Origin of the sequence: Xanthomonas translucens pv. undulosa (genome assembly GCF_017301775.1) — a bacterium.
Lineage (GTDB): Bacteria > Pseudomonadota > Gammaproteobacteria > Xanthomonadales > Xanthomonadaceae > Xanthomonas_A > Xanthomonas_A translucens.
This window is the reverse complement of sequence record NZ_CP063993.1, coordinates 949,389-964,662: the sequence shown is the minus strand read 5'-3', so window position 1 is coordinate 964,662 and position 15,274 is coordinate 949,389. Positions and strand designations below refer to the sequence as shown.

The following is a 15,274-nucleotide window of genomic DNA, read 5'->3' as shown; positions in this document are numbered from 1 at the left end:
CGATGAAGGCGCGCCTCATCGCCACCGGCGAACGCGCCCCCGCCTGGGTCGCGCAGGGCTTCGCCGAATACCGCAAGCGCCTGTCGCACTGGCTGCCGCTGGAACTGGTCGAGATCGAACCCGGGCTGCGCGGCAAGGGCCGCGATGCGCAGCGCGCGATCGAGGACGAAGGCCGCCGCGTGCTCGCCGCGCTGCCGAAGAACGCGCTGGTGGTGGCGCTGGACGTGCCCGGCAAGCTGTACAGTTCCGAACAACTGGCGCAGCGCATGGAACACTGGCGCGGCCAGGGCCGCGACCTGGCGCTGCTGATCGGCGGCCCCGAAGGCCATTCGCCCGAGGTGCTGGCAGTGGCCAGCGAATCCTGGTCGCTGGGCCCGCTGACCCTGCCGCACATGCTGGTGCGGCTGGTGGTGGCCGAACAGCTGTACCGTGCCGCGGCGATGCTGGCCAACCATCCCTACCATCGCGCGTGAGCGTCAGGTTCGCCTGATCCGCCCGGCGCGCGCACGACGCGCCAGCCGCGCGTCGGCCGCGTCGCCAGCGCGACGCCGGCAGCGACATCGCGATGCCACCTCTGCGACCTGCGCAGCATCGGCAAACAAAAAGCCCGGGCTCAGGCCCGGGCTTTTTGTGTAGCGCAACGCGTTCGATCAGTTGAACGTGTACTTCGCCCCCACGGTGAAGTAGCGGCCGACTGCGCCGCTGAAGTGCAGCGGGTTGTAGTTGACGCCGCCGTAGGTGGACGGATCCAGCGGCGCGATCCGGTCGAACAGGTTCTGCACCGAGGCATTGAGTTCGAACGCCTCGGTGACGTTCCAGCGGCCGGACAGGTCGAAGGTGGTGAACGAGGCGATCTTCTCGACCGGGGTGTCGTCCGCGTAGAACGCCAGGTAGCTGCCGCCGCGGCTGTCCTTGTTCTCGATGCTGTCGATGTAGTTGACCACGCCGCTGACGCTCCAGCTGCCCTGCTTCCAGGTGGTGCCGACGTTGACGCGGTCCTGCGGGGTGCCGATGCAGTTGGTCACGTCGCAGTTGCCGTGGGTGCCGACGTAATCGACCGTGCCGCTAGCCCCAGTGCGCTCGAACTTGAGCAGGTGGCTCCACTGCGCATCCAGCTCCAGCTGGCCCGGGCCGATGGCGAAGGTCTGGCGGATGTCGGTATCGATGCCGCGCACGCGCGAGGAGTTGGCGTTCACGTAATCGGTATTGATCGCCAGGATGGTGCCGCTGTTGGCCACGCCACCGATGTCGTTGCTGTCGCGCAGGACATCGCCGGCCAGGATCGCGTCTTTGGTGTCGCTTTGGGCGATCTCGTTGGTCCGCTTGATTTCCCAGGCGTCCACGGTCAGCGAAGTGCTGGAGGTGGGTTGCAGCACGAAGCCCAACGAGTAGCTCTTGGACTCTTCCGGCTTCAGCGCCGGATTCGGGCGTGTGATGAGCGCTACCGAACGCCCGCCGCATTCGTTGGCCGGGTCGATCGCGCAGCGCACCGGGTCGGATGCGTTGGAGAACGCGGCCAGGCCGCCATCGCCGTTCTCGGCCGGGTTCGGCGCGCGGAAGCCTTCGGCGTAGGTGGCGCGCAGGGCGATCCAGTCGGCCGGGGTCCACTTCACGCCCAGCTTCGGCGTGGCCTTGCCGTCGCCGCTCTCGTACTTGTCGTAACGCACTGCCGCCGACAGTTCCAGCTGCTCCAGCACCGGCGCCGACAGCTCGGCGTAGGCGGCATAGACGTTCTGGGTGCCGTCGTAGGCCGAGTAGCCCAGGCCGATGATGTCGCCGATGTCGGTGAAGGTCTGCGGGGTCAGGCTGTTGCTGGTCTTGCGCCATTCGGTACCCAGCGCCAGGCCCAGCGGGCCGCCCTGCAGGTCGGCCAGGCTGCGCGAGACCTTGAAGTCGAACATGTCCAGGCTGGACTTGGCGGTCGCGCTGATGGCCGGCGAGATGTAGTCGTACAACGCCTGCGAGTTCAGCCCGGCGTTGTCGCCGATGCGCCAGGTGCCGGCCGCGCAGGCCGGGTTGCCGAGCACACAGCGCACCGAGCTGTAGCGCAGGAAGCCGGTGCGCTTGTTGACCAGGTCGGTACCCGAATGCAGGTAAGCGGTGTCGTAGCTCCACTCGCCCCAGTTGCCTTTGACCCCGACCAGGAAGCGGTTGAACGCGTTGGTGTTGTCGGTCACCCGCGGGCCCACGTCCCAGGCGCTGTAGCGCACGCGCGCGGCGTAGGGCAGCGGATTGTCGGGATGGCCGGCATAGAGCATGGTGGCGCCGGCGCCGCTGCTGGCGTTGACCGGGCCGCCGGGATAGCCCCAGCCGCCGGACACGCCAGACGGGGTGTTGGAGAACACGGTCTCCTTCTTCGAGTAGCCGATCTCGGTATAGATCTCGCCGCCCTCGCCGAAGGCAAAGCTGGCGCGGGCGAACACGTTGACGTACTTCTCTTGCGGGCTCAGGTCGCGGTACTGCTGGGTCGGATCCCACAGGCAACCCTGGGCCTGCGCGGTGGCATCGGTCTGGCCGGGAATGGTGGTCAGGCCGGCGCAACCGGGCAGGGCGACCAGCTGCGGCGTGGCGGCGTTGTTGAACACCGAGCCGTTCGGACCGGTGCCGCCGACAGTGCCGCCGCTGAGGTAGGCGCCGCCGAGGAACTGGGCATCGTTGCCGTAGCCGTAGCGGCGGATGTCGCCGGTACCGATCCACTTGCGGTCCTTGCGGTCGCTGATCTTGATCGCGTCGGACTTGCCCACGTCCAGGCTGAAGAACGCGTTCCAGCCATCGTTGGCGAGGCTGCCGGTGCCGGCGGTCAGGGTCGCCTTGCGCGCGTCGCCGTCGCTGTCGCCGGACAGGCCGTAGGAGCCGCGCAGGATCGCGCCTTCGAAGTCGTTGCGCAGGATGATGTTGACCACGCCGGCGATGGCGTCGGAGCCGTAGATCGCCGAGGCGCCGTCCTTCAGGATGTCGATCCGCTCGACTGCGTCCAGCGGGATGGTGCTCAGGTCGGTGAACACCTTCTGGCCGTCGTCGGCCAGGCCGTAGGTGGCCATGCGCCGGCCGTTCAACAGCACCAGGGTGGAGCCGGCGCCCAGGCCGCGCAGCGAGATGCCGGCGCCGCCGCCAGCGAAGCCGTTGCCGAAGCTCTTGGGAATCGAGCCGGCACCGTCGGAGGTCAGCGTCTGCAGGTATTCGGCCACCGTGCTCTTGCCAGTGCGGTCGATTTCCTGGCGGGTGACCACCTGCACTGGAGACGGGGTCTCGGTGTTGGTGCGGGGAATGTTGGAGCCAGTGACGGTGATGCGGTCGAGGGTGGTCGCCGCCTCCTGCGCGAACGCGGCGGGGACGGCGGCAGTCATGGCGAGGGCGGCAGCGACGGACGCGCAAAGAATATGGCGGCGGGTTGCACGCCGTTGGTTCGGGTTGTTCACAGTCTCTCTCCTAACTGGAAGCGCAAGTTTTGATGTCTAATTTTTGCCAGGTGCCGACACAAATGGTCGGCTGGTGCCATCTACATGTATTTAACATGAATGAATTGTGAATTTTGGATTAAGGCGACCCCGACGCGCGCTCCTGCAGCGGGGCCGCACCCGCATTCAACGGCCTAACGAAAAATTCACCGGGACCAGTCCATATGCCTGAACCGGCATTCCTTGCTGCAGCGCAGCATGGAACTTCCAGCGCTTCAGCACCTGCTCGCGCGCGGCCTGGTCGAGGATCCGGTGGCCGCTGCTCCTGGCGATGCTGACCTCCAACGGCTGGCCGTCGACGCCGACCAGCACGCGCAGCAACACGCTGCCCTGCAGGCCATCGCGCAGCGCATCGCGCGGGTAGGGCGGGGCCGGCGCACGCAGGTACTGCAACTGCATGCCGGCGACCGGCGCGCTGACCGGCGTGGGCGGCACGCTCGGCTCGACGGTGACCGCAGCCGGATCGGCGATCGCGTCCTGCACCGGCCCCGGGCTGGCGTCGGCCAACGCTGCCTGCACCGGGGCCGGCACCGGCGCGGCGGTCGGCACCCGCGGCTGGGTCATGGGCCGTTTCTGCGGCTGCACCGTGGGTTGCGGCGGCGGCGTGATCGGGACCACGATCGGTTGCTGCCAGACGGGTTGCGCCTTGGCCGGTGCCTGCGGCGGCGCCACGTTCGAGAGCGGAATCAGCAACAGCAGCATGGCCAGCAGGTGCAGGCCGATCGCGGCGCTGAGCGCCAGGATCCGCGACAGGTCGATAGCGAACGAGGGAGCGGGGAGTTGCGTGCGAACCATGATCCACCTCCATGATGACCTGCGTCTTGTGGACTTGCGGTACGACCAAACGCGCCAGCGCGGCGGACGGGGTCGATGCGCCACCCGCCCGCGTTTCCGACATTGCGCCTGCTGCCGTCCCCATGGCAAGCGCCGGCAACGGACCCGCACGCCAGCGCCGCGGCATGGGAGCGCATGGCGCAGAAACGACGACGGCGCCCGCAGGCGCCGTCGTCGGCAAACTGGTGCGAGCGGGGCTTACTTGCCGAGTTCGAACACCACGTCCAGGTTGACCGACACGCTGCTCTCGCCGGTCGCCACCGGGGTGCTGTCCATCTCCGCCTTCATCGCCATCGCGCGCATCATCGGCATCGGGCGCACGCCGCCGCCGCTGCCTTCGGAGATGCTGACGATGCGGCGCACGCGCAGGCCCAGCGACTTGGCGTAGGTCTGCGCGCGTGCCTGCGCCTTCTTCAGCGCATCGACACGGGCCTGGTCGTACAGCGGTTCCGGATTATCGATCTCGAAGCTGGGGCCGTTGATCTGGTTGGCGCCCTGCGCGGCCAGCGCGTCCAGCACCTTGCCGAGCTTGGCGATGTCGCGCACTTTCAGGTTGACCGAGTTGCTGGCCTGATAGCCGACGACCTGCGGCGCCTGGTTGTCGACGTACTTGTACTGCGGACTGAGGTTGATGCCGCTGGTCTGCACGTCCTTGTCGGCGATGCCGGCGGCGCGCACCGCGGCCAGAACCTTGGTCATCTGCTCGGCGTTCTGGCGCATCGCCGCGGCGCTGTCGCTGGCCTGGGTGACCACGCCGGCCGACAGCGTGGCAACGTCCGGGGCGTGCTTGGCCTCGGCCTGGGCGGCGATGTTGAGCAAGGTGCCGTCGGCCGGCACGGCGTAGGCCGGCGTGGCGGATTGGGCATGGGCGGTCATCGTGCCTCCTAGGGCGAGGGTCAGGGCCAGCAGCAGCGGGCGGACGGAGAGTGCGCGCATCGGATGTTTTCCTTGAAGGATGGAGCGAGGGTGTTGCCGCGACGATGAACGCGTCGTGATGCGGGCCGGGGTCGAATCTGCGCCTGCGGAATTAGCGATCGTTCAGTCAGGCCCGCCGGGTTATCCTTTCGCCATGCTGTATCTGGCTTCCCGTTCTCCCCGCAGAAACGAACTGCTGACGCGCCTGGGCGTACCGTTCCGGATCCTCGATCTGGAGGTGCCGGAAGTGCGCGCGGCCGACGAATCGGCGCATGCCTATGTGCGCCGGGTGGCGTTGGACAAGGCCCGTGCCGGCATGGCGCAGCTGGCCGCCAGCGCCGATGCGGTGGTGCTCGGCGCCGACACCGAAGTGGTGCTGGGCGATCGCGTGTTCGGCAAGCCGGCCGATGCCGCCGACGCGGCGGCGATGCTGGCGGCGCTGTCGGCACGCACGCACCAGGCGATCACCGCGGTGGCGCTGGTCGCCGCGGCGCGCGAAGAGGTGCTGCTGGTGCCGACCCAGGTCAGCTTCGCTGCGCTGTCGGCGCAGGACATCGCCGACTACGTGGCCAGCGGCGAGCCGATGGGGCGCGCCGGCGCCTATGCGATCCAGGGCGGCGCCGAGCGCTTCGTCAGCCGCCTGGACGGCAGTTATTCCGGGGTGATGGGCTTGCCCCTGCACCAGACTTCCCAACTGCTGCGCGCCTTCGGAGTGCTTTGATGTCGCAAGAGATCCTGGTCAACGTCACGCCGCGCGAGACCCGGGTGGCCGTCATCGAGAACGGCATGCTGCAGGAACTGCACATCGAGCGCGGGTGGCGCCGCGGGGTGGTGGGCAACATCTACAAGGGCCGGGTGCAGCGGGTCATGCCGGGCATGCAGGCGGCGTTCGTCGAGGTCGGGCTGGAGCGCGCGGCGTTCCTGCACGCCAACGATGTGGTGCGGCCGGCGCCGGTGGCCAATGGCGATACCGACGAGGCGCCGCCGCTGCCGGTGGCGTCGGGGGTGCCGATCGTGGAGCTGCTGCGCGACGGCCAGGACATCGTGGTGCAGGTGGTCAAGGATCCGATCGGCAGCAAGGGCGCGCGGCTGACCACGCAGATCAGCATTCCCTCGCGCTATCTGGTGCTGCTGCCGCAGTCGCGGGTGATCGGGGTGTCGGCGCGGATCGAGGACGAGGCCGAGCGGCTGCGCCTGAAGACCCTGGTCGCCGACCTGGCCGCCAGCCACGGCGGCTTCGGCTACATCATCCGCACCAATGCCGAGGGCCAGCCGGCCGAGGCGCTGGCCGAGGACATCGCCTATCTGTCGCGGGTCTGGCACGTGGTCGAGCGGCGCGGCCGCGACGGCGCCCCGGCCAGCATCATCTACGAAGACCTGAGCCTGCCGCTGCGCGCGGTGCGCGACCTGATCCGTAAGGACGTGGAGAAGGTCAAGGTCGATTCGCACGAGACCTTCGAACGGCTGCAGGCGTTCGTCGCCAAGTACATGCCGATCCTGGCCGAGCGCCTGGAGCTGTACACCGGCGACCGCCCGATCTTCGACCTGTACGGGGTGGAGGACGAGATCGCGCGCGCGCTGGACAAGCAGGTGCCGCTGAAGTCCGGCGGCTACCTGGTCATCGACCAGACCGAGGCGATGACCACCATCGACGTCAACACCGGCTCGTTCCTTGGCCAGCGCAATCTCGAGGAAACGGTGTTCCGCACCAATCTGGAGGCGGCGCAGGCGGTGGCGCGGCAGCTGCGGCTGCGCAACCTGGGCGGGATCATCATCATCGACTTCATCGACATGGACGACGCCGAGCATCGGCGCCAGGTGCTGCGCACGCTGGAGAAGGCCTTGTCGCGCGACCACGCCAAGACCACGGTGTACGAATTCTCGCCGCTGGGCCTGGTGGAGATGACCCGCAAGCGCACCGTCGAGAGCCTGGAGCGGCAGCTGTCCGAGCCGTGTCCGGAATGCAGCGGGCGCGGTTCGATCAAGACCGCCGAAACCGTGACCTACGAGATCTTCCGCGAGATCACCCGTGCGGTGCGCCAGTTCGACGCGGCGCGGCTGCTGGTGATCGCCTCAAGCAAGGTCGTTGCGCGGATCACCGACGAAGAATCCTCGGCGGTGGCCGAACTGGAAGAATTCCTCGGCAAGAGCATCCGCTTCCAGGCCGACGAACAATACCTGCAGGAGCAGTTCGACGTGGTGTTGCTGTGAGGCCGGGACGCGGGACGCGGGACGCGGGACGCGGCAAGCACAAGCGCGAGCGCTGTCGGGTTTCGGTGCGCGAGTGCCGTCCTTGCACCGTCGCTTTTCCGAGTCCCGCGTCCCGCGTCCCGAGTCCCGCCTGAATGCCCCCCCTGCGCCGCTGCCTGCGCCTGGCCCGCCGTTTCGCTTTCTACGCGGTGGCGATCGGGTTGGTGTGCGTGGCGCTGGCGGTGGGCGCGCTGAGCCAGGCGCTGCCGTTCGTGGAGCGGCATCCGCAGCGGATCCAGGCCTGGCTCAGCGAGCGCGCCGGGCGCCCGATCCAGTTCGATCGGGTCGAGACCGCGTGGACCCGGCGCGGTCCGCTGCTGCGCCTGGACGGGCTGCGCGTGGGCGCCGGCGATGGGGTGCGGGTCGGCCAGGCCGAGGTGCTGGTGTCGATGTACGCCGGCCTGTTGCCGGGCCGCTCGTTCACCGAACTGCGCCTGCGCGGGCTGGCGCTGACCCTGCTGCGCGGCGCCGACGGCAACTGGTCGGTGCAGGGCCTGCCGAGTACCGGTCAGGGCGGCGATCCGCTGGACGCGTTGCAGGGTCTGGGCGAGCTGCAGGTCATCGACGGCCAGCTGGCGCTGCATGCGCCGGAACTGGGCGTGGATGCGCGCTTGCCGAAGATCGATCTGCGCCTGCGCGTGGACGACGACCGCCTGCGCGTCGGCGCACAGGGCTGGATCGACCCGCAGCAGGCGCCGCTGACCGCGGTGCTGGACATGGACCGCCGACGTGGCAATGGCCAGGCCTATGTGGCCGCGCGCCCGGCCGAGTTGGCCGGCTGGTCGGGGCTGCTGCAGGCCGGCGGGATCCGCGTGGACGCCGGCACCGGCCAGGTGCAGGGCTGGGCGCAGCTGCAGCAGCACCGGATCGTCGGGGTCAGCGTCGAGGCCATGTTGCGCGACCTGCGCCTGAGCGGCGCGCCGCTGGCGGCCGGCGCCGCGCGGCCGCACATCGCATTCACCACGCTGCGTGCCACCGCGCGCTGGCGGCAGATCGACGGTGGCTGGCGGTTGGATGCGCCGCAGTTGCAGATTGGCCAGGCCGGCCAGCCGACGCAGCGCCTGGACGGGCTCACCGTGGCCGGCGGGCGCCGCTTCGCGCTGCTCGGCGCGCACCTGGACGCAGCGCCGCTGCTGGCGGTGGCCGCGCTCAGCGACAGCCTGTCGCCGTCCCTGCGCGCCTGGCTGCACGCGGCCCGGCCGCGGCTGCAGCTGACCCAGGTGGCGTTGACCGGCCGCGCCGGCGGCCCCCTGTACGGCGAGGGCCGCCTGAGCGAGCTGGCGTTCGCGCCGGTCGGGCAGTCGCCCGGGGTGAGCGGCCTGCGCGGTCGCTTCGATGGCGACGCGCAGGGAGGGGAATTGGTGCTGGACGCTTCCAGTCCGGTGCGTTTCGACTGGCCCAGCGGGTTCGGCGTGCCGCACGACGTGCAACTGGCCGGGCGCATCGTGGTGTTCCGCGATGGCGAGGACCTGCGCGTGGCGACGCCGGCGCTGCGCGTGCAGGGCACCGACTACGGCGCCGACGTCCGCGGCGGTCTGTGCTTCCAGGCCGACGGCTCGCGGCCGTGGATCGATCTGGCCGCGCAGCTGCAGGACGCGCCGGTGGTGGCGGCGAAGAAATTCTGGGTGCACTCGAAGATGAGCAAGGCCGCCACCGACTGGCTGGATGCCGCGCTGCAGGGCGGGCGCCTGCGCGGCGGCCGCGTGCTGATCTCCGGCGACCTGGACCAGTGGCCGTTCGTCGACCACAACGGCCGCTTCGAGGCCAGCGGGCGGCTGGACGACGGCAAGGTGCGCTTCCAGCACGAGTGGCCGGCGGTGGAAAAGGTGGACGCCGATGTCGTGTTCATCGGCAATGGCTTCCAGATACAGGGCCGCGGCGAGATGGGCGGGGTGCCGGTGCAACGGCTGTCGGCGACCCTGCCGGACTACATGCAGGGCCAGCTCAGCGTGCTGGCCAGCAGCCGTGCCGAGACCGGCACGCTGCTGGCGATGCTGCGGCAGAGCCCGCTGCGCAAGCGTTATGGCGACACCCTGGACGCGCTCAGCGCCTCCGGCCCGGCCGACGTCAGCTTCGATCTGCTGCAGCCGTTGCGCGCCGATGTCGGCGCCCACCACCTGCGTGGCAAGGTCGAACTGCTCGGCGCGCGTATCGCCGACAGCCGCTGGGACGTGGCCTTCGACGACATGCGCGGCAGCGCCGACTACCGCGACACCGGTTTCGAGGCGCCGCAACTGGCGGTGCTGCAGCAGGGCCATCCCGGCACGCTGGCGCTGCGTGCCGGCGACGGCGTGAGCGATCCGCAGCAGGCGTTCCAGGCCGCGCTGAGCGTGTCGGCCGATGCCGACGAACTGCTCGACCGGGCGCCGGAAATGGCCTGGCTCAAGCCCTACGTGCAGGGCCGCTCGCGCTGGAACATCGGCGTCGCCCTGCCCAAGACCGCCGACGGCGGGGCGCAGCCGCCGACCCGCCTGCAACTGCATTCGGACCTGGTCGGCACCCAGTTGCTGCTGCCGGCGCCGATGGACAAAGGCGTGGCCGCGCCGCTGGCGACCTCGGTCGCGGTGCCGCTGCCGGTGGGCAGCGGGCGCATCGAGCTGGCCTTCGGCAAGCTGATGGCGCTGGTCGCGCGCAACCAGAACGGCAGGACCGGGGTCAAGGTGGTGATGGGCAGCGACCACGTGAGCGAGGATCCGCCGGCCAGCGGCCTGATCGTGAGCGGGCGCACCGCCTCGCTGAACGCGATCGACTGGATCGGCCTGGTAAGCGGCCCGGATCCGAACAAGTCGGCCACGCCGGGCGCCGAAGACCCGATCCCGCTGCGCCAGATCGACGTGCTGGCCGATCATCTGCTGCTGCTCGGCGGCGTGTTCGACAACACCCGTCTGCGCCTGCAGCCGCAGGCCGACACGGTGGCGGTGCACCTGGACGGAGCGGCGCTGGCCGGCGAGCTCAGCGTGCCGAGCAAGCCGGGCGGGGTGCTCGGCGGGCGCCTGGCGCGGGTCCACTGGCGCGCCGCGCCGGCCTCCGCCCCGGCGGCGGCCGCGGCCGCCAGCGCCGCCAACCCGGCACCGGCGCCGGCAGCGGCAGCGGCAGCGGCAGCGGCAGCGGCAGCGGCAGCGGCGGTGCGGCCACTGACCGAGGCGATCGACCCGGCCTCGATCCCGGCGCTTGCGCTGGACGTGGACGACCTGCGCTTCGGCGCGATGAACCTCGGCGCGGCCTCGCTGCGCACCCGCAAGCTGAGCGACGGCATGCAGGTGGACCAGCTGCACCTGCGCTCGGACAAGCAGAAGATCGACATCAGCGGCGACTGGCGCGGCAAGGGCGCCACCGCGCGCACCCAGCTCAGCGCCAGCGTGGACAGCCAGGACCTGGGCGAACTGATGCAGAACCTGGATTTCGGCGGCCAGCTGCGTGGCGGCGAAGGCACGCTGAATCTGCGCGCCGCCTGGCCCGGCGACCCGGCCGGGTTCCAGCTGGCCACCCTGCAGGGCCAGCTCGACGTGGCCGCGCGCAACGGCCAGCTGCTGGAACTGAACCCCGGTGCCGGGCGCGTGCTCGGCCTGCTCAGCGTGGCGCAGCTGCCGCGCCGGCTGATGTTCGATTTCCGCGATTTCTTTTCCAAGGGCTTCGCCTTCAACCGCATCGACGGCCAGGTGCAGTTCGGCAACGGCGTCGCGCGCAGCCAATCGATGCTGATCGATGGCCCGGCCGCGGAGATCAAGGTGCGCGGGCAGGCCGACCTGCGCGCGCAGCAGTTCGACCAGACCATCGACGTCAATCCCAAGTCCGGCAATCTGCTGACCGTGGTCGGCGCGGTCGCCGGCGGCCCGGTCGGCGCGGCGGTCGGCGCCGCCGCCAACGCGGTGCTGGGCAAGCCGCTGGGTGCGATCGGCGCGCGTACCTACCGCGTCACCGGCCCGTGGAAGGAGCCCAAGGTGGAAGTGATCGAGCGCGAATCGTCGCGTCCGCCGGCGCCGCCGGCGGCGTCCAGAAGTCCCTGAATCGGCGCCTGCGCCGCGCCGCCGGCGCTTGCGCTGAGCGCCCCCGTCCCCCATGTTGAGTCCCATGACCGAAAACGCCCTCAGCCTCGCCGAAACCCGCCTGTTGCTTCCTGCCGGCCTCGATGCCACCAGCCTGGAGCGCGCCTTCGGCACACTGCTCGGCCCCGGCATCGACTTTGGCGACCTGTATTTCCAGCATTCGCGGCGCGAGAGCTGGAGCGTGGAGGACGGCATCGTCAAGGACGGCGCCCACTCCATCGAGCAGGGCGTGGGCGTACGCGCGATTTCCGGCGAGAAGACCGGTTTCGCCTATTCCGACGACATCCACCGCGATGCGCTGCTGGCCGCGGCGCAGTCGGCGCGGGCCATTTCCCGCGACGGCGGCGCGCAGCCGGCGCAAGCGCTGCTGCGCGGCAACGGGCGCGCGCTGTATCCGGCGCTGGACCCGGTGGACGGCATGGGCAACGACCTCAAGGTCGAGATGCTGCGCCGCCTGGACCAGTTCCTGCGCGCTGCCGACCCGCGCGTGCAGCAGGTGATGGTCAGCCTGTCCGGTGGCGTGGACACGGTGCTGGTGGCGCGCAGCGACGGCGTGCTCGCCGCCGATGTGCGCCCGCTGGTGCGGCTGAACGTGCAGGTGATCGTCGAGCAGAACGGGCGCCGCGAGTCCGGCCATGCCGGCGGCGGCGGCCGCTACGGCTACGCGGTGCTGTTTGCCGATGGCCGCCCCGAGGCCTTCGCCAAGGAAGCGTTGCGCCAGGCGCTGGTCAACCTGGAGGCGGTGCCGGCACCGGCCGGGGTGATGCCGGTGGTGCTGGGTCCCGGCTGGCCCGGCGTGCTGCTGCACGAGGCGGTCGGGCATGGCCTGGAAGGCGACTTCGCGCGCAAGGGCACCAGCGTCTATGCCGGGCGCATCGGCCAGCGCGTGGCCTCGCCGGGCGTGACCATCGTCGACGACGGCACTCTGGAAGGCCGCCGCGGTTCGCTGAACGTGGACGACGAAGGCACCCCGACCAACTGCACCACGCTGATCGAAGACGGCGTGCTGGTGGGCTACATGCAGGATTCGCTGAACGCGCGGCTGATGGGCGTGGCGCCAACCGGGAACGGCCGCCGCGAATCGTTCGCGCACCTGCCGATGCCGCGCATGACCAACACCTACATGCTGGCCGGCCAGCACGACCCGCAGGAGATGATCCGCTCGGTGAAGAAGGGCCTGTACGCGGTCAATTTCGGCGGCGGCCAGGTCGACATCACCAGCGGCAAGTATGTGTTCTCGGCGACCGAGGCCTACCTGATCGAGGACGGCAAGGTCACCGCGCCGGTGAAGGGCGCCACGCTGATCGGCAACGGCCCGGAGACGATGCAGAAGGTGCGCATGATCGGCCACGACCTGGCGCTGGACGAAGGCGTGGGCGTGTGCGGCAAGGACGGGCAGAGCGTGCCGGTCGGCGTCGGCCAGCCGTCGCTGCTGATCGACGGGCTGACCGTGGGCGGGACGGCTTGAGTGCCGGAAATGGGGAATCGGCAAACGGCAATCGGTAGCGCCGCGCGCGGCGGCCATGACGATGCCGGTGCGATCGGCCGCTGCGTCCGGCGCCGCCGCTTGCACCGAGTCGCTATCGCGTCCGATGCCATCGAATGCGGTGCCGCGCGCGTCCGGCGCCGCGCCTCAGTCGCGTTCGTCGGGATCGGTTTCGAGCGCGTCCAGGTCCGCTGCTTCGAGTCCCGAGTCCCGAGTCCCGAGTCCCGAGTCCGCCCCCAGCACCAGCTCGCGCAGCTCGCGGAACAGTTCGCGGTAGGCATGCGGCGGCTTGTTCTTCAGCCGCTCTTCCTTGGCGTTGCGGATCAGCTGGCGCAAGCGCTGGCGCTCGGCCTCGGGGTGTTCGGTGAGCAGCTCGGACAGCGCGCTGTCGCCGTCGGCGAGCAGCCGTGCGCGCCAGCCCTCGACCCGGTGGATCGCCGCCACTTCGCGGCGCGCGCCGTCGCTGTTGGCATCCATCGCCTCGCGGATCGCGTCCAGGGCCGCGTCGTCCTCGCGGCGCATCTGCTTGGCCAGGAACGCCAGCTGCCGCTTGTGCGCGATGTGCGAGGTGATGCGCTTGCTTTCCTCGATATGCGGGATCAGCGACTCGGGCACCGGCAGCTTTGCCAGCTGCGCCGGGGTCAGCGCCACCAGCTTCTCGCCCAGGCTCAGCACGTCCAGCGCCGCACGGCGCTGCTGGCTGCGGCTGTCGCCGCGGAATTCACCGGTGTCTTCGTCGCGTCCGCGCATCGTCTTTCCAATTCGAATTTTCCGCTCCGCGTTGCGCGGAGCCGTTACCTCTACAGGATAAAGCATTGAACGCGATCACTTCCGAACTGCGCCGCGACGACAGCCTGGAACGCCTGGAGCGCCTGTCCGACATCGCCCAGCGCATGCTGGCGCGGGCGCGCGAACTCGGCGCCAGCCAGGCCGAGGTCAGCTGCAGCGAAGACCGCGGGCTGGACGTCAACGTGCGCCTGGGCGCGGTGGAAACGGTCGAGGCCACCCGCGACCGCGGCATCGGCATCACCGTCTACTTCGGCCAGCGCAAGGGCAGCGCCAGCACCGCCGACCTGCACGAATCCAGCCTCGAGGCGACCGTCGCCCAGGCCTGCGCGATCGCCCGCTACACCGAGGACGACGTCGCCGCCGGACTCGCCGACGCCGCGCTGATGGCACGCGACATACCCGAACTGGACCGCTGGCATCCGTGGGCGCTGGAGGCCGAGGAGGCGATCGAGCTGGCCCTGTCCTGCGAGGCCGCCGGGCGCGAGGCCGATCCGCGCGTAGCCAATTCCGACGGCGCCTCGGCCGGCAGCAGCGAAAGCCTGTCGGTATACGCCAACTCGCACGGTTTCGTCGGCCGCGAGCGCAGCACCCACCATTCGATCGGCTGCTCGCTGATCGCCGGCCAGGGCGACGCCATGCAGCGCGACCATTGGTACAGCAGCGCACTGGCGCGCGAGGATCTCGAAGCGCCGGCGGCGATCGGCCGCCGCGCCGCCGAGCGCACCGTGGCCCGGCTGCAGCCGCGCTCGCTGCCGACCGGCGAGCTGCCGGTGCTGTTCGCGCCGGAGATGGCGCGTTCGCTGGTCGGGCACCTGCTCGGCGCGGTGTCCGGCGGCGCGTTGTACCGCCGCGCCAGCTTCCTGCTCGACAGCGTCGGCACCCGCCTGTTCCCGGACTGGTTCGCGATCGACGAACGGCCGCACCTGCGCCGCGGCCTGCGCTCGGCCGCCTTCGACGGCGAGGGCGTGGCCACCCGCGCCGCGCCGCTGATTGCCGGCGGGGTGCTGCAGCGCTACGTGCTGGGCAGCTATTCGGCGCGCAAGCTCGGCCTGCAGACCACCGCCAACGCCGGCGGCGTGCACAACCTGCAGGTGGCGGCCAATGCGGACGACCTGTCCTCGATCGCCGCCGGCATTCCGCGCGGCCTGCTGGTCACCGAACTGATGGGCAGCGGCGTCAATCCGGTCACCGGCGACTATTCGCGCGGCGCCGGCGGCTTCTGGATCGAGAACGGCGCCATCGCCTACCCGGTGGACGAGGTCACCATCGCCGGCAATCTGCGCGAGATGTTCCAGCGCATCGAGGCAGTCGGCCGCGACATCGACGTGCGCTCGCACGTGCACATCGGCGCGGTGCTGGTCGGCAAGATGACGGTGGCCGGAAGCGACTGACCCTGTCGCTGCCAGGCCGCGCATGCGACATGGACGGCCGCGACGGCGGCGACGGTGCCGGCGCGCGGATTCTGCCGGTGCCGGCGTCGCAGCGCTTGCGTGCAA

The 15,274-nt window shown here is 70.3% G+C and carries 10 protein-coding genes; 6 read left to right on the top strand and 4 right to left on the bottom strand.

Annotated elements, in window-relative coordinates:
• The first annotated feature begins 2 nt into the window (after positions 1-2).
• Positions 3-473, top strand: coding sequence for a 23S rRNA (pseudouridine(1915)-N(3))-methyltransferase RlmH (gene rlmH / locus ISN38_RS03885; protein ID WP_003470932.1), 471 nt, complete (start codon positions 3-5; stop codon positions 471-473).
• 177 nt (positions 474-650) lie between these two features.
• Here the strand turns inward: rlmH and ISN38_RS03880 are convergent, their stop codons facing one another.
• The 3 genes from ISN38_RS03880 to ISN38_RS03870 all read right to left on the bottom strand — a co-directional run bounded on the left by ISN38_RS03880 (position 651) and on the right by ISN38_RS03870 (position 5,228).
• Positions 651-3,347: a TonB-dependent receptor gene (locus tag ISN38_RS03880; protein WP_003470933.1), complete on the bottom strand. Its 2,697-nt coding sequence runs from the start codon at positions 3,345-3,347 to the stop codon at positions 651-653.
• A 237-nt stretch (positions 3,348-3,584) separates the two neighbouring features.
• On the bottom strand, positions 3,585-4,253 hold the full coding sequence (locus ISN38_RS03875) for an energy transducer TonB (protein ID WP_003470934.1): 669 nt from the start codon (positions 4,251-4,253) through the stop codon (positions 3,585-3,587).
• 237 nt (positions 4,254-4,490) lie between these two features.
• Positions 4,491-5,228, bottom strand: a complete 738-nt coding sequence (locus tag ISN38_RS03870; protein WP_003470935.1) for an SIMPL domain-containing protein — start codon at positions 5,226-5,228, stop codon at positions 4,491-4,493.
• A 133-nt stretch (positions 5,229-5,361) separates the two neighbouring features.
• On the opposite strand from ISN38_RS03870, the gene ISN38_RS03865 reads away from it, so the two are divergent.
• The 4 genes from ISN38_RS03865 (at position 5,362) to tldD (ending at position 12,971) form a co-directional block, all read left to right on the top strand.
• Complete coding sequence (locus ISN38_RS03865) at positions 5,362-5,928, top strand: Maf family nucleotide pyrophosphatase (protein ID WP_003470936.1); 567 nt, start codon at positions 5,362-5,364, stop codon at positions 5,926-5,928.
• Positions 5,928-7,418, top strand: a complete 1,491-nt coding sequence (gene rng / locus ISN38_RS03860; RefSeq protein WP_003470937.1) for a ribonuclease G — start codon at positions 5,928-5,930, stop codon at positions 7,416-7,418. Before ISN38_RS03865 ends, rng begins: the two co-directional genes overlap by 1 nt.
• Positions 7,419-7,552: 134 nt before the next feature.
• Positions 7,553-11,464: a YhdP family protein gene (locus ISN38_RS03855; RefSeq protein WP_206712071.1), complete on the top strand. Its 3,912-nt coding sequence runs from the start codon at positions 7,553-7,555 to the stop codon at positions 11,462-11,464.
• Positions 11,465-11,528: 64 nt separating this feature from the next.
• Complete coding sequence (tldD, locus tag ISN38_RS03850; protein ID WP_003467665.1) at positions 11,529-12,971, top strand: metalloprotease TldD; 1,443 nt, start codon at positions 11,529-11,531, stop codon at positions 12,969-12,971.
• A 165-nt stretch (positions 12,972-13,136) separates the two neighbouring features.
• Here tldD and yjgA read toward each other — a convergent pair whose 3' ends face one another.
• A complete protein-coding gene (gene yjgA, locus ISN38_RS03845; RefSeq protein WP_206710133.1) occupies positions 13,137-13,739 on the bottom strand; it encodes a ribosome biogenesis factor YjgA in 603 nt (200 codons plus the stop codon).
• Positions 13,740-13,804: 65 nt separating this feature from the next.
• Between yjgA and pmbA the strand changes: the two genes are divergently transcribed.
• Positions 13,805-15,169 (top strand): metalloprotease PmbA, encoded by a 1,365-nt coding sequence (gene pmbA, locus ISN38_RS03840; RefSeq protein ID WP_047324725.1) that lies wholly within the window; start codon positions 13,805-13,807, stop codon positions 15,167-15,169.
• The last annotated feature ends 105 nt before the right edge of the window (positions 15,170-15,274 follow it).

Coding starts and splice junctions, on each gene's coding strand:
- yjgA (WP_206710133.1), bottom strand. CDS start 13,739: ATGCGCGGACGCGACGAAGACACCGGTGAATTCCGCGGCGACAGCCGC.
- ISN38_RS03870 (WP_003470935.1), bottom strand. CDS start 5,228: ATGCGCGCACTCTCCGTCCGCCCGCTGCTGCTGGCCCTGACCCTCGCC.
- ISN38_RS03855 (WP_206712071.1), top strand. CDS start 7,553: ATGCCCCCCCTGCGCCGCTGCCTGCGCCTGGCCCGCCGTTTCGCTTTC.
- rng (WP_003470937.1), top strand. CDS start 5,928: ATGTCGCAAGAGATCCTGGTCAACGTCACGCCGCGCGAGACCCGGGTG.
- ISN38_RS03865 (WP_003470936.1), top strand. CDS start 5,362: ATGCTGTATCTGGCTTCCCGTTCTCCCCGCAGAAACGAACTGCTGACG.
- ISN38_RS03875 (WP_003470934.1), bottom strand. CDS start 4,253: ATGGTTCGCACGCAACTCCCCGCTCCCTCGTTCGCTATCGACCTGTCG.
- tldD (WP_003467665.1), top strand. CDS start 11,529: ATGACCGAAAACGCCCTCAGCCTCGCCGAAACCCGCCTGTTGCTTCCT.
- ISN38_RS03880 (WP_003470933.1), bottom strand. CDS start 3,347: ATGACTGCCGCCGTCCCCGCCGCGTTCGCGCAGGAGGCGGCGACCACC.
- rlmH (WP_003470932.1), top strand. CDS start 3: ATGAAGGCGCGCCTCATCGCCACCGGCGAACGCGCCCCCGCCTGGGTC.